This is a genomic window from Acetobacter garciniae (genome assembly GCF_017377735.1).
In the GTDB taxonomy this organism is placed as follows: Bacteria; Pseudomonadota; Alphaproteobacteria; order Acetobacterales; family Acetobacteraceae; genus Acetobacter; species Acetobacter garciniae.
The window spans coordinates 443594-461734 of record NZ_JAFVMH010000002.1 but is presented as its reverse complement, the minus strand read 5'-3'; the positions used below and the strand labels follow the sequence as shown (position 1 = coordinate 461734).

The following is an 18141-nucleotide window of genomic DNA, read 5'->3' as shown; positions in this document are numbered from 1 at the left end:
AAGAACGAAAGGCTTTGGTGAAGCTTTTTTCAAAAAGCTTCATGAACGTCACCTTTTTGAAAAAAGGCGATACCCAAAAACTTTTATCTCTTATTTATCAAGATTTTATTTGGAAACTACCTGCCCCCTCGCCGGGGCCGGTCTGTTGTTCAGGCCGGAACGGACGGGGTGTCGCTCAGCAGTTCGGCTGAAATATCGATCAGGAAATCCATGACCGTGCGTGTGCGCAGCGGCAGGGTGCGCGGGCCGGTATGCACCGCGTAAAACGGCAGAGCGGGAATGTTCCAGTCCGGAAACAGGCGCACCAGGCGACCCGCCTGCACCCCTTCGCGCACCTGGAAGGCGGGCAGAAGCCCGATGCCGATCCCCGCTTCCACCGCGTACAGGACCGCTTCGCTGCTATTGGCCCGATAGACGGCGGAAGGAGCGATCACGCTTTCTTCCCCGTCGCGTTCGAAATTCCAGTCCAGCCAGCTTGTACCGTAATTATACACGACACCGGGGTAATCGGTCAGGTCGCGCGGGTGTTCGGGCATGTGGTGGCGTTGCAGGCAGGCGGGTGAGGCCACAAGCCATTTCTGCACCAGGCCGAGCTTGCGCGCGATCAGCGAACCTTCGGCAATTTCGCCCACCCGCACCGCCAGGTCCAGCCCTTCCTCCACCATGTCACCAAAGCCGTCGCGCATGACGATCTCGACCGAAAGATCGGGGTGGCGGTCCAGCAGTTCGCCCAGGCGGCGGCTCAGGCACAGGCCAAAGGCCGTCGTGACCCCCAGCCGGACAAGGCCCGAAACGGAAGCCCGCCTACGCCCCAGGACGGTCTCGGCCGTTTCCAGAATTTCCAGCACCTCGTAGGCGTGGGGCAGAAGACTGCGGCCGTCCTCGGTCATGGTCAGGCTGCGGGTGGTGCGCGCGAACAGCGTGGTGCCGTAATGCGTTTCCAGCAACGCGATATGGCGGGAAATGGTGGGCTGGCTGACCCCTGTTTCCCTTGAAACGGCGGAAAACGACCCGGTCGCCGCTACCCGGACAAAGCTATGAAGCGCTGAAAGAAGGTCCATCGAATTCCGGCTCTGCCTTGTTGAATACGATCTGGACCTCCTGTGCCACGACCCGAAGGGGACCGGACAGTTGGACTATCGTATTTATTTGGTAAATTTCTTGTGCAGCAAAGCAACGGGGGAGACAATATGCGCCCGCGCCAGTCTGAACCATATGGCCCATGCAATAATTGCATAAGTAAACGCCCCTGATTTACTGCGCGGCCCATCCCCCGGCTGGCCCGATCACCCCGGCGCGGGGCGTGCGCGTGCTCCAAAGGCCGGCAAAAAGACGCTCCCAACACCGATCCGCCGGCATTTCGGCACAGGCTGCCTTCTGCCCGGCCACCTGTTTATGCCTGCGCCATCAGAGGGCGGATCATGTCACGGTTTGGGGCGCTGCCTGGCATGCGGTGCCGACAGCCTGCGCTCCACCATACGGGCCAGCCGCACGAAAGGCAGGCCCAGCAGCAGATAGGTCGCCCCCACCATCAGCCCCGTGCCGAAATAATCGAAATAGGTGGAAGACAGACGGATATAGGTCTGTGTCAGCTCCGTCAGCGTGATGACGCTGACCAGCGAGGAATCCTTGAGCAGGGAAATGAAGTCGTTGGTCATGACCGGCATCACCAGCCGGAAAGCCTGCGGCACCACCACGTAACGCAGGGCCTGGACATGGGTCATGTTCAGGGCCAGGGCCGCCTCCATCTGTCCCGGGGCCACGGATTGCAGGCCCGCGCGGTAATTTTCGGCCTCGTAAGCCGCGTAGTTCAGCCCCAGGCTGAGCACGCCCGCCACAAAGGGGGTCAGGCTCAACCCGAACTCGGGCAGGCCGTAAAAAATGAACAGCACCTGGATCAGCAATGGCGTTCCGCGCACGATCTCGACATACAGCGTCGCAAGCCAGGCCAGGGGGGCAGGGCCATACAGGCGCGCAAGGGCCAGCCCCAGGCCAAGCCCGACGGCCAGCACCATCGCCACCAGCGAGACCAGCAATGTCAGCCACGCAGCGTGCGCCAACTGGGGCAGAAAGGTCACGTAACGCGCAAGCCGGGTGTGCCAGCCATTCTGCCCCTGCTGGGCCGCGACATAGGCGTTCCAGGCTGTGGGGGCCATGTCCGGCGTTGTGGAGTCGTGCAGGCTGGCCGCCATCTCGGGCGTCCACAGGTCCCACCGGGCCAGAATGGCATGCACCGTGCCATCCGCGCGCATGGCGGCCAGGGCCGTGTTCACGCGCTGGCGCAGGGCGGCGTTACGGCCCCGCGCAAAGGCCATGCCGTATTCGACCCGGCCTATGGGCGCGCCCACCACACGCAGGGCCGGATTGACCTGCCCGTAATATTTGGCGATGGGCGCATCGATCAGGATCGCATCTGTCCGCCCGCTGGCCAGGTCCATGAAGGCCTGGGTTTCTTCCTCGTAGCTGCGAATTTGCAGCTCGGGGGCCTGCGCCAGAATACGCTCGGCCTGCGTGTTGCGCAGCGTGCCGACCACATGGCCCGCAAGGGAGGCAAGATCCACAAGCTGGGGGCCATTGCGCCGGACGACCAGCCTTTCGGACGTGACGTAGTACGGGTCGGAAAAATCGACCGATTCGGCATGTTCGGCGGTTATTTCGATACCGCATGTCACGATATCGTACAGGCCGCGCTGCAAGCCGGGAATAAGCCCGTCCCAGTCATTCTGCACGAAGACGAACGGCACCCCCATATGGGCCGCAAGCCCCTGCATGAGGTCGTATTCGAAGCCGGTCAGCCGCGCGGGACTGGCTGGGTCGTGGAAGGTAAAGGGCACATCGGCCGACGCATCCGCCGCCCAGCGAATGGGCGAGGCCCCGCCCGCACCATTAGCGCGGAGGGGTGGAGCCTGAACGGCCTGGGTGGCAGGCTGGGCCATGGCGGGGGAGCCCGCAAGCGCGATCCAGGCCAGCCAGACAAGCGCCATCAGGGCCTGGGCCCAGGGGGGCAGCGCGCGGCCGCCGGGGGTGGAGCGGGCCATTACAGCACGGTCCGCAGGAAACGGCGGGTGCGCTCGTCGGTCGGGTTCACGCATAACATATCGGGCGGCCCGGATTCGATGATCTGGCCGCCATCCATGTAGATGACCGTGTCCGATGCCTGCTGGGCAAAGCGCATGTCATGGGTGACAACGATCTGGGTCATGCCCTCTTCGTCGAGGGTGCGCATGACCGCCAGCACCTCCTCCGCCACGATGGGGTCCAGGGCGGATGTGGGTTCATCGTACAGCATGATTTCCGGCCGCATGGCCAAAGCGCGGGCTATGGCCGCACGCTGCTGCTGCCCGCCCGACAGGGTCGCGGGATAGCGCCGCGCCACATCCGCCAGCCCCACTTTTTCAAGCAGGATCATGGCCTGTTCGCGCGCGATCTGGGCGGGCTCGCCTTTGACCACGCGCGGGGCCAGTACGATGTTGTCCAGCACGCTCAGATGCGCGAACAGGTTAAAGCTCTGGAACACCATGCCCACATGGCTGCGCAGCCTGTGGGCCGCATGATCGTCAGCTCGCGTCCACCGCCCGCCGGCCCGCTCGATCCGCACGCCCATGGCTGTGATGGACCCATGGTCGGGAATTTCCAGACAGTTCAGGCAGCGCAGGAAGGTGGACTTGCCGCAGCCCGACGGGCCGATAATGGATACCAGATCCCCCCGCCCGACCTGGAGCGAGACCCCGCGCAGCACCTCGACATCGCCAAAGCGCTTGGCAATATGTTCCGCTTTCAGAACAATAGGGGCTTCTACGCAAAAAGCCGGCCCGGGGTGACCCGGGCCGGCAGTCTGTGCATCACCTTGAACGAAGTTCTGCTCAGGCAGCTTTTGTCATCCCGCGCAACACATACTGGAGGATGCCACCATGCCGGTAATACTCGACCTCGTCCAGTGTATCGACGCGGCAGAGCAGCGGCACGTCCTGCGTGGAACCATCGGCCCGGGTGATGGTCATGGTCACGTCCATACGGGGTGACAGCTTTTCCACACCTTTGATGCTGATGGTCTCATCACCCGTCAGCCCCAGCGTCTTGCGCGTGGTGCCTTCCTTGAAGACCAGCGGCAGAACGCCCATGCCCACCAGGTTGGAACGGTGAATACGCTCGAAGCTTTCAGCGATGACCGCCTTCACGCCCAGCAGCAGGGTGCCCTTGGCAGCCCAGTCACGGGACGAACCCATGCCGTATTCCTTGCCGCCGAACACGACCAGCGGCACGCCTTCCTTCTTGTATTCCATGGCCACGTCGTAGATCGACGCTTCCTTCCCGTCGGGATAGTGCTTGGAATACCCACCTTCCGTGCCGGGCAGCATCTCGTTCTTGATACGGATGTTGGCGAAGGTGCCGCGCACCATCACACGGTCATTGCCGCGACGCGAACCGTAGGAGTTGAAGTCCTTGGCGTCCACGCCGTGTTCCATCAGGTAGCGACCCGCAGGGGAGTCCTTCTTGATGGAGCCGGCAGGGGAGATATGGTCGGTGGTGATGTTGTCGCCCAGCAGGGCCAGGATACGCGCACCTTCGATATTGCCCGGAGCCTTGGGTTCGACCGACATGTGCTTGAAGTAGGGCGGGTCCTGCACGTAGGTGGACTTCGGATCCCACGGATAGGTTTCCGAACCGGTGGCCACCTTCAGGCCCTGCCATTCCTTCGTGCCCTTGGACACGTTGGCATAGCGCTTCATGAACTCTTCGCGCGAGATGGCGGACGCGATCAGATCGGCAATTTCCTTGTTCGTGGGCCAGATGTCCTTGAGGTACACCGGCTTGCCGTCCTTGGAGGTGCCCAGCGGCTCGGTCGTGATATCCTTGCGCATCGTGCCCAGGATGGAATACGCGACCACCAGCGGCGGGCTTGCCAGGTAGTTGGCGCGCACGTTCGGAGAAATACGACCTTCGAAGTTGCGGTTCCCCGACAGGACGGAAACAGCCACCAGGTTGTTGTTCTCGATCGCGTCGACAATATGCCCCGGCAGCGGGCCGGAATTGCCGATGCAGGTTGTGCAGCCATAACCCACGGTGTTGAAGCCCAGCGCGTCCAGGTCGGTCGTCAGGCCCGAACGGTTGAGGTAATCCGTCACCACCTGCGAACCCGGAGCGAGCGAGGTCTTGACCCAGGGCTTGGGTGTCAGGCCCAGCGCACGCGCCTTGCGGGCCACAAGCCCTGCCGCGATCAGCACTGCGGGGTTGGAGGTGTTGGTGCACGACGTGATGGCCGCAATCACCACATCACCACTGCCCAGCTCGTAGTTGGTTCCGGCAACCGGCACCTTCTTGTTGGCCTCGCCCTCGGGCACGCCCAGGGAGGAGGTCAGCTCTTTTTCGAACGCGGTCTTGGCACTCTTGAGTTCGACGCGGTCCTGCGGGCGCTTGGGGCCGGCAAGGGACGGCACGACGGTGGCCAGGTCCAGTTCGAGAATGTCGGTAAACACGGGCTCGGGCGTTTCGTGCGTACGGAACATGCCCTGGGCGCGTGAATATTCTTCCACCAGCTTGATGCGGTGTTCGTCGCGGCCGGTCTGGCGCAGGAAGTCCAGCGTCAGTGCATCGACCGGGAAGAAGCCGCAGGTCGCACCGTATTCGGGGGCCATGTTGGCAATGGTCGAACGGTCGGCCACCGGCAGGTGGTCGAGCGCGGGGCCGAAGAATTCGACGAACTTGCCGACAACGCCCTTCTTGCGCAGCATCTGCGTGACGGTCAGCACCAGGTCGGTGGCGGTCGCACCTTCAGGCAGCTTGCCGGTCAGCTTGAAGCCGATCACGTCGGGGATAAGCATGGCGATCGGCTGGCCGAGCATGGCGGCTTCGGCCTCGATCCCGCCCACGCCCCAGCCCAGAACGCCCAGGCCATTGATCATGGTGGTGTGGCTGTCCGTGCCGTAGAGCGAGTCGGGATAGACATAGTCCTTGCCGTCGACATTGGCGGTCCAGGCCACCTGCGCGATGTATTCCAAGTTCACCTGGTGGCAGATACCGGTATCGGGCGGCACGACGGAGAAGTTCTCGAACGCTTCCTGGCCCCAGCGCAGGAACGCATAGCGTTCGGCGTTGCGCTCGAATTCGAGGGTGATGTTTTCCTGCAGGGCGTCCTTGGTGCCCGCGAAGTCCACCATCACGGAATGGTCGATCACCAGGTTGACGGGAACCAGCGGGTTCACCTTCTGCGGGTCGCCCTTGAGGTTGACGATACCGTCGCGCATGGCCGCAAGGTCCACAACGCCGGGAACGCCCGTGAAGTCCTGCATCAGGATGCGCGAAGGCTTGAAGGGCACTTCCTTCGTGCTCTTGCCCTTGGGCAGCCAGCCAGCGATGGCCTTGGCGTCTTCCACGTTGTAGGAGCGCGCATCTTCGAAGCGCAGGATATTTTCCAGCAGGACCTTCAGCGATACCGGCAGACGGCTGACATCGCCGATCGTCTTCGCCGCTTCAGGAATGGAAAAATAGTGATAGGTCTTGCCGTCCACCGTAAGGGTGCGGCCAGTTTTGAGTGAGTCGTGCCCAACCGATTTCATAGTTGCTTTCTCCCCGATCACAGCCGACGGCTGGTGATACGTTCAGGATACCGCCGCACGCTCCGGCGTGCAGACCCGCTTCTTACGGGTTACCGGCTTGCTATCCCGTTGGGGCTAGAACATACCGGCAGTTGGGAAAGGCACAAGCGGGGTAGCAACCACGAGAACGAGAGCTTTCCCGCTTTTGGCGCAATCGCTTGGTAACAATAAGGAGAAGTCCTATCTCCGGCATGCCGTTTCCCCCTTATCCCTGGGCCCGCACCCGTTTTTGCGGCCAATGCCGCCGCTGGGCGGCCTGTTCAGATGCATAACACGGCACCCGGCACGGGGCCTGACACCCCGCACCCCACGCCCCGGGATGTGCCCCGCCCGACAGCAGGCGCGGCACAGGATGGCACGCCCGAAGGCACGGCGCTGGTGGTCGAGGACCTGTGCGTGTTCCGGGGCAACCGGCTGGTGCTCGATGCCGTGGGGTTCAGCCTTGGCACAGGCGGGGCGCTGTTGCTCAGGGGCCCGAACGGGGCGGGCAAGTCCACCCTGCTGCGGGTGCTGGCCGGGCTGCGCCAGCCGGATTCGGGGACGGTGCTCTGGCACGGGCACCCCGTCGGGGCCGACACGGCCGCCCATGCGGCGCGCGTGGCCTATCTGGGCCACCAGGACGCGCTCAAGCCCGGGCTGAGCGTGGTGGAGAACCTGGCCCTTTTCGCCCGGGCCGGGCGCGCTGGGGCCGACAGCGCACAGGACAGCGACAACCCAGCCAAAGACCATGCCCCCGGCGCACAGCGGGGCCAGACTGCATGGCCGAACATGACCGACGCGCTTGCGGCCATGGACCTGCTCCCGCTGGCCGACCTACCCGCGCGCCTGCTTTCCGCCGGGCAGAAGCGCCGCACCGCCCTGGCGCGCGTGCTGCTGGCCCGGGCCCCGCTATGGCTGCTAGACGAACCAAGCCTGGGGCTGGACCACGCCGCCATAGACCTGCTGGGGGCGGCGCTGGCGCGGCACCGCGCGGGTGGCGGGCTGGTAATTGCGACCACCCATGTGCCCCTGCCCCTGCCCGATGCCACGACCCTGACCCTGCCCCCCGCCGACCTGCATGACGAAGGAGCCTATGCATGACCGCGCTGTTCTGGGGCATTGTCCTGCGTGACCTGCGGCTGGCCCTGCGCCACGGCGCGGATACGCTGGGGGCCGTGCTGTTCTTTATTGTCACCGCCACCCTGTTCCCACTCGCCCTAGGCCCCTCACCCGCCCTGCTGCGCCATATGGCCCCGGGCATTCTTTGGGTTTGCGCGCTGCTGGCAGCCCTGTTGCCGCTGGACCGGCTGTTCGGCGCGGAACTGGAGGATGGCTCGCTCGATCAGCTTCTGCTGCTGGGCCTGCCGCCCGCCCTTGTGGCCCTGGCCAAAATGACCGCCCACTGGCTGACAACGGGCGTGCCGCTGCTGCTGGCCGCAATCCCCCTGGCCACCATGCTGGGCCTGCCCGCGTCCACCCTGCCGGTGCTGCTGGGCGGGTTGTTCCTGGGGTCTGTGGTGCTGTCGCTCATTGGTGGCATGGGAGCGTCCATCGTGCTGGGGGCACGGCGGGGGGGCGTCCTGCTGCCGCTCCTGACCCTGCCACTGGCCACCCCGGCGCTGATTTTCGGTGCAGCCGCGATAGATGCCGCGACCACCGGCCTGCCCTTCAAGCCCGACCTGGAACTGCTGGGGGCCTTTGTGGCTGCCGCCCTGCCCCTGTGCCCCCTGGCAGCGGGAGCCGGATTACGCGCGGCGGCGGAATAAGGGTTAGGGGTCGGCCTGCCCCACGCGCGGCTCGCACTCCACAGCCGTGCTCCAAGGCCCGGAGTCCGGGCGCCACAAACCGGCAGAAACCGGGCCGGTCAGGGCGTTGCCGTCGTGTCCTGCGGGGTGACCACCGCCTGAATGGCGACGGAGGCATAACGCACCGCATTTTCCGCCTCGCGCAGGGCTTCGCCCGCCTTGTAGGGATCGGTCTTGATCAGGCGTGCGGCCCGCGCCACGTCCTGGCGGGTTTTTTCCACCGGCATGGCGGTCATGACGTAATTGGCATCCACACTGGTGACGCGCAGGATTTCCGCCGCGCGGGCCAGATCGCCCGCCAGCAGGTGGCGATTGGCCGCCGCCAGCACCGCGAGTCGTTCCTCGGTCGGTTCCTGCATGTCGTCCAGCACCAGTTCGCCCCCGATCGGCAGCCAGAGCATCTGCTCGGCCCCCGATACGATCTGGCGCGGCGGCTGGCCCACGCGGGTGGGCATAAGCTCGGCCTCGGCCTTCAGAAAGGCGGTCTTGTCGGCCTGGGCGTGATCGAGGGCCTGGCGCGCCGCCAGGATCAGCGGGGCGGCACTGGGCGTGTCCCCATCAAAAATGGCGCGGCGGGCAAGGGTCAGGTTCTCGAAAGCCGCCCCGCCATCGCGGGAAAGACGGGCAAAAGCCTGGGCCACGGGTTGCGTGTTCGGCTGGGCCGTGAGCCGCGCACCGGGCTGAGCGGCAGTTTGGGCAACAGGTTGAGCCAGAACCGGCCGGGGGCCAAGGTGCTGGCCCAGACCGGGGCAACCGCCCAGAATCGCCACCATGCCTGCCAGTGCCGCACCGCAAAGCCGTGTGCATGATGAAGCGGTTGGTTTCATGAATCCTCTCTCCCCCACAACCCCATGGCGTTTGCGCGCCTTGCGGGTCGCGGACATGCGAACGCCCGACAGCACAAAGGCGCGGGACTTCCATCCCGCGCCCTGCCAGCACTACGGTTCGGGCCTGCCCCCTGCACCCTATCCTTCAGATATAGTACTCGCCCAGCGGGGCAAAACCGTTGAAACGGGTTGAACAATAGGTGGACACATACGCCCCTGTGCCCAGCAGGTCCACCATCTCGCCTGATTCCAGGTCCAGCGGCAGTTCGTAACGGCTTTTCTCGTACAGAATATCCGCGCCGTCGCAGGTCGGCCCCGCAAGGGCGACCGGGCCTGCGGGCGCATTGTCCCGACCGGTGTGGATGGCGTAGCGGATGGATTCGTTCTCCGTTTCCGCCAGCCCGCCGAAACGGCCGATATCCAGATACACCCAGCGCAGGCCGTCCGTGCGGCCGCGCGCACTGACCAGCACGACTTCCGAACGCACCACACCGGCCTCACCCACGATGAAACGGCCCGGCTCGACCAGCATTTCAGGCAGGGCATTGCCGAAATGCTCTGTCATGGCGTGGCAGATGGCATGCGCGAAATGGTCGATCTCGGGCACGTCCTCGCGGTAGCGAATCGGGAAACCGCCACCCAGGTTGATCATGCGCAGTTCAAGCCCGGCCGCAGAAAGGTCGGTGAACAGTGTGGCCACGCGACCGATGGCGGCCTCGTACGCGTCGGACGAAAGCTGCTGGCTGCCCACATGGAAGGACAGGCCATACGGGTCCAGCCCCAGGTCACGCGCGGCGAGCATGAGTTCGCGCGCAGATTCCAGCGTGGTGCCGAACTTGCGCGACAGCGGCCATTCCGCCCCGTAATTATCGACCAGCAGACGGCAATACACACGGCTGCCCGGCGCGTGACGGGCCAGTTTTTCCAGCTCTTCACGGCAGTCGAACACGAACATGCGCACCCCGGCCTCATAAGCGGCGCGGATGGCGGACACCTTCTTGACCGTATTGCCGAAGGAAATGGCGTCGGGCTCCGCCCCGGCCTGAAGACACAGGGACACTTCCTCCCACGAGGCGGCGTCGAAGCACGAGCCCAGCCCCACGAGACGGCTGAGGATCGGCATGGCAGGGTTCGCCTTGACGGCGTAATAGATACGCGCCTGCGGCAGGGCGCGGCCCAGGGCGCGATAGCGGGCTTCCACCTCGTCCACATCGACGACAAGGCAGGGCGTTGCCGGCTTTTGCTCGGCAAGAAAACGGGTGATTTTGGGATTCATATCCCCACTCCCCCAGTTCAGGCTTCTCCTGCCAATACAGCGGAGAAGGACGTTGCGAAACGGTCTAACGGACCAGCGACCAAAGGCGGACCACCCCAACCCGGGTAATCCCGATTGCCAGAACGCTTGACGTCGTTGCGTAACCTCAGAGGGCCAGTGGCACGTGCGTTGCTGCGTAGGGGCGTGCATATGAGGCCAAACCGCCACAAGCGCAAGTGAAAAAAGCCCCATGCGCGAAAAAACATGACACACCCCCGCCCGGGTCGATAAGACTGGGGGCACTAGCTGATGCGTCAGACCGTTTTTCCCCCACCCCCGCCAGCAGGCGCGCTGCCCGGCTGAATAGGGGGCGGGCATGGGAACGGACCAGCGTGAAAGGCCGATAACCGGGGTTTTTGCCTATCGGGCCGCCATGCGGTGTGGCCCGCACCGCCCTTGACGCAAGACCGCGAACAGCCAGAATGGGCCGCTATGTCGGCTTTGCGCTGTCCCGCCCATTCCGGCACCCGGTGCCGCCGGACCAGAGGAAAAAGGATACCTCGTCTCCGATGCAGGCTCTCTGTCATATCGATTCCGCGCGGCAGGACCACGCCGCAACGCCGCCCCCCACCACAACCGACGCGCAGGCAGATACACCACAGCACACTCATGACGGGCAGGGTCGGCAGGCGCCAGAACCGCTCGCCCATCCCGCGCGCCTGCGCCTGGGGGACTGGAAGATCATCCTGCGCCGGACCCTGAAAAGCCTGATTTTCGGCCCCACGACGCTGGTCGCAGCCGGCTGCGCCTTCTACAGTACGCTCTCGCTCTTTCCGGCCATAAGCTCGCTGATCTCGATCTACGGGCTGGCGTTCGACGTGCAGACCGTCGCCCCGCAGATGGACACGCTGCGCCACCTGCTGCCGCCCACCGCCTTCGCCCTGATCTACGACCGGGTGCAGACACTGGTGGCCGAGCCCCATACATCGCTGACCATGAACCTGATCGTCTCGCTGACGGTCGCACTCTGGTCTGCCTCCGCCGCCACGCGCTCGATCATTTCGGCCCTCAACATGGCCTATAACGTGCATGAAAGCCGGAATTTCTTTGTCTTCCAGATTACGGCCTTCGCGCTGACCCTGTCAGCCGTACTGGGTGCGGCCCTGACGATCGCGCTGATGGTGGCCATTCCGCTGCTGCTGAGCCTGCCTGCGCTGCTGCATATTCCCACCCCGCCCGGTTCGGTCGAATTCATCGGCCGGTGGAGCGGGTCGGCCGTGATGTTCTCGTTCGAAATCCTGGCCCTGTCGGCCCTGTACCGCTACGGCCCGGACCGCAAGCGCCGCACGCACTGGCGCTGGGTGCTGCCCGGCACCGTGGCCGCGACCCTGGCGTGGATTTTGTCCTCGCAACTGTTTTCCTATTATGTGGCGCATCTGGCCAGCTACAACGCCACCTATGGATCGCTGGGGGCGGTGATCGCCACGATGATGTGGTTTTTCGTCACCGCCTGGGTGGTGCTGATGGGGGCGGAACTGAATGCGGAAATGGAAAGCTATGTCCATGGCCGCCAGCGCCAGATCGCCTGGCAGGACACCACCTCCGAAAAAAATGTGGATGGCCCCACGCCCGGCTGACAAATGAAATAATGATAAAAGTTTTTGGGTGTCGCCTTCAAAAAGACGACGTGCTTTGAAGCTTTTTGAAAAAAGCTTCACCAAAAACTTTTATATATCAGGTTGGTAGGCTGTATGAACTTTCCGCCATCAGGCGGGAACGTTGCGGGGCCAGGCCCACAAAGACCCGCGCAGACCGACCCGACCGACTGTTGAAGCAGTCCCTTAGTGCTGGGGCCGGGCGCGGTGGAGCGCCTTGCCGCGCAACGGGGCATGACGGGTCGCGGCCGGGGTACGGGCTGGCATGTCGTCCGCCGTGTTATCCGCACGCTCATCCGGCGTGACGGCCGGGCTTTCGGGGGCTGCGGCAACTTCCTCGGGTGTTGCGGTGGCAATGCGCACATGGGCGACACCGCTGCCCAGCATGCCGATCTGTGCGGCGGCGGCGCGGGAAAGGTCGATCACCCGGCCCCGGCTGTAGGGCCCGCGATCATTCACCGTCACCACCACCGACCGGCCTGTTTCCTCGGAGGTGACAAGCAGCTTGCTGCCAAGGGGTGCGGTGGGATGGGCTGCGGTCAGGGTATGCTTGTCGAACAGGGCACCCGACGAAGTACGGCGATGATGGAACCGCCCGCCATACCAGCTTGCAACGCCATGCTGGTAGGAAATGTGCTGCTGGGAAAGCTGCCCCTCGGCCGGGGCGAAATCGGTGGACCCGCCCTCTTCCGCCGCGCGGGCGGCCAGTGCGCGGTTGACGGAGTCGGCCCAGGCCGTTCCGCTCTCTCCCGTATCCGCAGTGTCCGCGGTATCCGCCGCATGGGCGGTGCGGGCTATGACCCCACCGGCCACAGTGTGGGCGGTGAAGAGGAACACACTTCCTAGAAGTGCCCGGCGCAGGGCTGACATCCGCCTGTTTACTCCGTTCGTCTGTCGCGATCGAGCCCGTAGAAGACCGATTCCGCTACGCGAAAGTCAATCTTTTTCGTCCGCGACGGCACAGTTGCGGCCATTTGGCCCGATCTGCCAGCGTGTCATGGCGGAAATATGGCGTCCTTTCTCCCCACAGGTCTTGGGGCACCATGCCGCGCTGCGTTGTTATTACAGACGCGCGCGGCGACAGTCGGGTTCCCTCGACCGGCATCCGGGGGCATTCCCCTGGGTGTTCAGCCGCGTTCGGGAGGGCGTTCAGGCGGCGTTCTTCGGCCATTCAGGGGCCGCTCATGGGCGGCCCGGGGCAAAGCCGGGGCGGCTCCGGGGCGCGGTCATGGAGCGTTCGCGGGGCATGCGTGCGGGGTTGGCGGGGCGTTTTTTAGGTGCCGGACTTCTGTCCTCTCTTGGATAGCGCACGCCATCGTGCTACGGCCCGCTCTACCATGGAAAGACCCCTCATTGCTGTCCTGAACGGCCCCAACCTGAACATGCTCGGCCAGCGCCAGCCCGAAGTCTACGGGCGGGCAACGCTGGACGACGTGGAACAGCTCTGCCAGCGCACGGCCGAAAAGCTGGATCTGGCGATCGATTTCCGCCAGACAAACATCGAAGGCGAGCTGATTTCCTGGGTTCAGGAATGCCGCAGGCGTGCTCAGGGCATCGTTATCAACCCGGCGGGCTATACGCATACATCCATTGCCCTGCTTGATGCGTTACTGGCCACGGACCTGCCGGTCATAGAAGTGCATATCTCCAACATTCACCGCCGCGAGCCATTTCGCCACCATTCCTATGTCTCCCGCGCCGCGACAGGCGTTATCTGCGGGCTAGGCGTGGGGGGGTATTCTCTGGCATTGCAGGCAATGACTGATCTTATTGTGCGTGAGGAAAACCAATGAGCGGACTGCTCGTGGATGCGGATGCCATTCGGGCTCTCGCTGAAATTCTGACCCAAACCGGACTGACCGAAATCGAGGTCGCCGAAAAGGACAGCCGCATTCGCGTCGCGCGCATGCCCGCCCCCGTGCAGGCGGCGGCCCCGGCACCTGCAGCGCCCGCCGTTGCGGCCCCTGCCCCCGCAGCCCCCGTGCCCGCGGCCCCGGCAGACCTGGCCCGCCATCCGGGTGCGGTGTCCAGCCCCATGGTGGGCGTGGCCTATCTTACGCCCGACCCGTCATCCCCCCCGTTTGTCAGCGAAGGGCAGGTCGTGTCCGCCGGGCAGACGCTGATGCTGATTGAAGCCATGAAAACCTTCAACCAGATCAAGGCCCCCAAGGGTGGCACGCTCAAGTCCCTGCTGGTGGCCTCGGGCGATCCGGTGGAATTCGGCCAGCCGCTTGCCATTATCGAGTAATGTTTTCCAAGATCCTCATCGCCAATCGCGGCGAAATCGCCCTTCGCGTCCTGCGCGCCTGCCGGGAGCTTGGCATCAAGACCGTGGCCGTCCATTCCACAGCGGATGCGGACGCCATGCATGTGCGCCTGGCTGACGAGGCCGTGTGCATCGGCCCCGCCTCCTCGCGCGATTCGTACCTGAACGTGGCGGCGATCCTGTCTGCGGCCACCATTACCGGGGCCGAGGCCATTCACCCCGGCTATGGCTTCCTGTCCGAAAACGCGGATTTTGCCGAAACGGTGGAAGCCCACGGCCTGACCTTTATCGGCCCGACGGCGGACCATATCCGCATGATGGGCGACAAGATCACCGCCAAGACCACCATGCTGGCCCTTGGCGTGCCCCTGGTCCCCGGTTCGGACGGGGAACTGACCAGCCTGGAGCAGGCGCGTGAGGTCGCGGCCCGCGTGGGCTACCCCGTGCTGATCAAGGCGGCGGCAGGCGGTGGCGGACGCGGCATGAAAGTGGCGCAGACGGCCGACGAACTGGAGGATGCCTGGAACATGGCCCGGACCGAAGCCCGCGCGGCCTTCGGGAACGACGCCGTGTACCTGGAAAAATACATGGACCGCCCCCGCCATATCGAATTGCAGATATTGGGCGACAACTACGGCAACGTGGTGCATTTCGGCGAACGTGACTGCTCGCTCCAGCGCCGCCACCAGAAACTGCTGGAAGAAGCGGGCTCCCCCGCGATCAGCGCCGAACAGCGTGACGCCATCGGCCGTACCGCGACCGAAGCGCTGTCGCGCATGGGCTACCGCAACGCGGGCACGCTGGAATTCCTGTACCAGGACGGGCAGTTCTGCTTTATCGAAATGAACACCCGCCTGCAGGTCGAACATCCCGTGACCGAAATGGTGTGCGACGTGGACCTGGTGCGCGAACAGATCCGCCTGGCAGCGGGCGAGAAGCTTGGCTACGCGCAAAAGGACATTACGTTCTCCGGCCATGCGATCGAATGCCGTATCAACGCGGAAGACCCCGTGACCTTCGCGCCCTGCCCGGGCACGGTCGCGGTGTATCACCCGCCGGGTGGGCTGGGCGTGCGGGTGGACAGTGCGCTGTATACCGGCTACCGCGTGCCCCCTTTCTATGACAGCATGATCGCCAAGCTGATCGTGCATGCGCCCACGCGCGAGCAGGCCATTGCCCGCATGCAGCGCGCGCTGGACGAATTTGTGGTGGAAGGGATCAAGACCGTCATTCCCCTGCACCGCCAGATTCTCGATGACCCCCAGTTCCGCAAGGGGGATTATACCATCCACTGGCTGGAACAGTTCACCGCCCGCCTGCAAGGCTAGGCCGGACCGGGCGCGCCGCCCTTGCCCCAAGGCAGCGCGCCCGGTGCATCCGCGCTGGCAGGGACCATGTTCCAGCCAGGCACGGCCCGATCGCACATCTGCTGACCGCCTGACGGGCCAAGCCACGGTCAGGACATCTGCAAGGGGTAGGCATGTGTTCGCGCAGGCATGCCGGATGCTCATCCGCCCGTAATCGCACACCGATAACGCCATCGTGATCATTGCGTAAAGGCAGCCCTTGCAGGCCGGCTGCCCCTTTGGGGCTGGGTGCGCCTGGGCGGGCGGCATCGTGTGCGAAAACCGGGCGGAAATGGGCGAACGACGGGGTTTGTCGCCCGTTGGGAACCCTCCGGTGTGCCCCGCCCGCCGCCGCGACGGTAACGGCGCAATAGCGTGACCGATCGAACACGTTTCGTTCCAATTCCGGTGGCGCCATAAGAATTTCATTTCACATATGGCGCCCCATGTGATGTTGACTGAATTATTGCCCGGGGGTGTTGGCTGTTCCACGACCATCGCCACCGGGTCAAAGTAGCTTTCAAACCTACCGCCCGAACCTGGGCTCCCCCAAGTCGTGCAGCCCCGTATGCGATACATGATCGCATGGGCTGCATCACGCATCAGGTCGGCAACGGGGCGTGCGGATTATTCTGCCGCGATAGCCCCTCCCACATTACGTAAGGTCAACACCATGCAGCTTTCCTCTGCCACCACCATGCTTGCCGCGGCCGTGGCCCATGCCGAACAACTGGGTGTCAAGGTCTGCATCTCCATCGTAGATGCGACCGCATGGCCCGTGGCGTTCATGCGCATGGACGGCACCATTCTGGGTGCGATCGATGTTGCCAACAAAAAGGCCCGCACGGCGGCCCTGTTCCAGATGGACAGCGCCGATTTCGCGCAGATCGCCCGCCCCGACGGGGATGCCTATTCGCTTGAGAACACCAATGGCGGCCTGACCAGCTTTGGCGGCGGCCTGACGATCAGGGCGGCGGACGGTGCCTGCCTGGGGGCTATCGGCGTATCGGGGGCGGCCACGGCGGATGACATCGCCATTGCCCGCGCCGCCCTGCTTGCCCTTCCGTCCTGATCCTGTTTTTACCCTGACCACATTTTCCCTGGGTTTTTCATGACAACCGACACACATCTCTCTCAGGGCGATGCGACCCGGATCGCACCGCCACACGGACGTGCCGCGGCATTGTTCATCCTGACCTTCGGCACGTTCGTCGTAGGAACGGGGGAGTTCGCCATTATGGGCATGCTCCCCGAATTCGCGACCTCGCTCCATCTGTCCGAGGCCGATGCGGGCTACGCCATCACGGCCTATGCGCTGGGGGTTGTCATCGGCGCGCCCCTGATTACGGTGCTGGGGGCGCGGCTGTCGCGGCGGGAACTGCTTTTGGGGCTGCTGGTCCTGTTCGGGTTCGGCAATTTCCTGAGCGTTCTCATGCCCACACCCGGCCTGGTGGAAGTCGCGCGCTTCATAACCGGGCTGCCGCATGGCGCCTTGTTCGGCATTTCGGCCCTGGTCGCGGCCTCCATGGTGGAACCGTCGCGGCGGGGCTGGGCCGTGGGGCGCGTGCTTTCGGGCATTGCGATCTCGACCCTGGTCGGGGCCCCGTTCTCGACCTTTGCAGCCGACCATCTGGGGTGGCGCGTGGCATATCTGGTTATCGGGCTGTTCGGCCTTGTGACCTTTGCGGGCGTATGGCGCTATATTCCCGCCGACCGGCCCAACCGCACCAATTCCCCGCTCAAGGAAATTGCGGCACTGGGCAATGCACAGGTGCTGCTGACCCTACTGACCGCAGCGGTAGGGTTTGGCGGCATGTTCGCACTTTATGCCTACCTGACCAGCGTGCTTGAAAACGTGACGCACGTGCCCGAATGGATGGTCATGCTGTTCATGGTCGTATGGGGCCTGGGCATGCTGGCCGGGGCCAATATCGGTGCGTGGATCGTGGACCGCAATCTGGATCTGGCGGTTATCCTGGCCCTGGGCGGCAGTGCGGCCGTCATGGTGGCGTTCCCCGCCGTACTGCACGACACGACGGGGCTGATGATCGACGTGTTCCTGGTGCCCACCTTCGTCAACGCGCTGGGGCCGGCCCTGCAAACCCGGCTGATGGATTTCGCAGGCGATGGGCAGACGCTTGCCGCCTCCCTCAACCACTCCGCCTTCAATATCGCCAACGCGCTGGGGGCGTCGCTGGGCAGCGTGCTGCTGGCGGACCATTTCGGCTATGGCTCGCTGGGCGTGGGGGGCGCGTTGCTGTCCGGGACGGGCCTGCTCGTCTATCTGGTGGCCCTGTTCCTTCTGAAGAAAAGCGGGGCCGCCGAAATACGCCAGGGCATAGGCTGAGCCGACCCTGGCCAGCGAAGCCGGGCTGCCGCACCGGCCTGCCGGGCCCCGGTAGCGGGCCCCAG

15 protein-coding genes are annotated in these 18141 nt (G+C 64.4%); 8 read left to right on the top strand and 7 right to left on the bottom strand.

Annotated features, from left to right (window positions below):
• Window positions 1-149: 149 nt before the first annotated feature.
• From J2D77_RS05930 to acnA, 4 genes are all read right to left on the bottom strand, one after another.
• Complete coding sequence (locus tag J2D77_RS05930) at window positions 150-1061, bottom strand: LysR family transcriptional regulator (RefSeq protein WP_207845362.1); 912 nt, start codon at window positions 1059-1061, stop codon at window positions 150-152.
• Between the two features lie 363 nt (window positions 1062-1424).
• The gene (locus tag J2D77_RS05925; RefSeq protein WP_230975608.1) at window positions 1425-2936 is read right to left on the bottom strand and encodes an ABC transporter substrate-binding protein/permease; all 1512 of its coding nucleotides are present in this window, start codon (window positions 2934-2936) and stop codon (window positions 1425-1427) included.
• Window positions 2937-3037: 101 nt separating this feature from the next.
• Complete coding sequence (locus tag J2D77_RS05920) at window positions 3038-3781, bottom strand: amino acid ABC transporter ATP-binding protein (protein ID WP_207845669.1); 744 nt, start codon at window positions 3779-3781, stop codon at window positions 3038-3040.
• Window positions 3782-3863: 82 nt separating this feature from the next.
• Window positions 3864-6557: an aconitate hydratase AcnA gene (gene acnA / locus J2D77_RS05915; protein WP_207845361.1), complete on the bottom strand. Its 2694-nt coding sequence runs from the start codon at window positions 6555-6557 to the stop codon at window positions 3864-3866.
• Between the two features lie 303 nt (window positions 6558-6860).
• Between acnA and ccmA the strand changes: the two genes are divergently transcribed.
• Window positions 6861-7676 carry a heme ABC exporter ATP-binding protein CcmA gene (ccmA, locus tag J2D77_RS05910; protein WP_207845360.1) on the top strand — a complete coding sequence of 272 codons (816 nt, stop codon included), beginning with the start codon at window positions 6861-6863 and terminating at the stop codon, window positions 7674-7676.
• Window positions 7673-8341: a heme exporter protein CcmB gene (gene ccmB, locus J2D77_RS05905; protein ID WP_207845359.1), complete on the top strand. Its 669-nt coding sequence runs from the start codon at window positions 7673-7675 to the stop codon at window positions 8339-8341. Before ccmA ends, ccmB begins: the two co-directional genes overlap by 4 nt.
• A 98-nt stretch (window positions 8342-8439) precedes the next feature.
• On the opposite strand, the gene J2D77_RS05900 is transcribed toward ccmB, so the two are convergent.
• Both J2D77_RS05900 and J2D77_RS05895 read right to left on the bottom strand, forming a co-directional pair.
• A complete protein-coding gene (locus J2D77_RS05900; RefSeq protein ID WP_230975544.1) occupies window positions 8440-9207 on the bottom strand; it encodes a YfdX family protein in 768 nt (255 codons plus the stop codon).
• A 145-nt stretch (window positions 9208-9352) separates the two neighbouring features.
• Window positions 9353-10483, bottom strand: coding sequence for a type III PLP-dependent enzyme (locus J2D77_RS05895; protein WP_207845358.1), 1131 nt, complete (start codon window positions 10481-10483; stop codon window positions 9353-9355).
• 548 nt (window positions 10484-11031) lie between these two features.
• Here J2D77_RS05895 and J2D77_RS05890 point away from each other — a divergent pair.
• Window positions 11032-12099 carry a YihY/virulence factor BrkB family protein gene (locus J2D77_RS05890; protein WP_207845357.1) on the top strand — a complete coding sequence of 356 codons (1068 nt, stop codon included), beginning with the start codon at window positions 11032-11034 and terminating at the stop codon, window positions 12097-12099.
• A gap of 204 nt (window positions 12100-12303) precedes the next feature.
• On the opposite strand, the gene J2D77_RS05885 is transcribed toward J2D77_RS05890, so the two are convergent.
• Window positions 12304-12987 (bottom strand): septal ring lytic transglycosylase RlpA family protein, encoded by a 684-nt coding sequence (locus J2D77_RS05885; RefSeq protein WP_207845356.1) that lies wholly within the window; start codon window positions 12985-12987, stop codon window positions 12304-12306.
• Window positions 12988-13454: 467 nt separating this feature from the next.
• On the opposite strand from J2D77_RS05885, the gene aroQ reads away from it, so the two are divergent.
• The 5 genes from aroQ to J2D77_RS05860 all read left to right on the top strand — a co-directional run bounded on the left by aroQ (window position 13455) and on the right by J2D77_RS05860 (window position 18076).
• Window positions 13455-13910: a type II 3-dehydroquinate dehydratase gene (gene aroQ / locus J2D77_RS05880; RefSeq protein WP_207845355.1), complete on the top strand. Its 456-nt coding sequence runs from the start codon at window positions 13455-13457 to the stop codon at window positions 13908-13910.
• The gene (locus J2D77_RS05875) at window positions 13907-14365 is read left to right on the top strand and encodes an acetyl-CoA carboxylase biotin carboxyl carrier protein (protein ID WP_207845354.1); all 459 of its coding nucleotides are present in this window, start codon (window positions 13907-13909) and stop codon (window positions 14363-14365) included. The genes aroQ and J2D77_RS05875 overlap by 4 nt, the downstream gene beginning before the upstream one ends.
• Window positions 14365-15711 carry an acetyl-CoA carboxylase biotin carboxylase subunit gene (gene accC / locus J2D77_RS05870; RefSeq protein ID WP_207845353.1) on the top strand — a complete coding sequence of 449 codons (1347 nt, stop codon included), beginning with the start codon at window positions 14365-14367 and terminating at the stop codon, window positions 15709-15711. The genes J2D77_RS05875 and accC overlap by 1 nt, the downstream gene beginning before the upstream one ends.
• A 691-nt stretch (window positions 15712-16402) precedes the next feature.
• On the top strand, window positions 16403-16801 hold the full coding sequence (locus J2D77_RS05865; protein ID WP_207845352.1) for a GlcG/HbpS family heme-binding protein: 399 nt from the start codon (window positions 16403-16405) through the stop codon (window positions 16799-16801).
• A gap of 39 nt (window positions 16802-16840) precedes the next feature.
• The gene (locus tag J2D77_RS05860; protein WP_207845351.1) at window positions 16841-18076 is read left to right on the top strand and encodes an MFS transporter; all 1236 of its coding nucleotides are present in this window, start codon (window positions 16841-16843) and stop codon (window positions 18074-18076) included.
• Window positions 18077-18141: the final 65 nt, after the last annotated feature.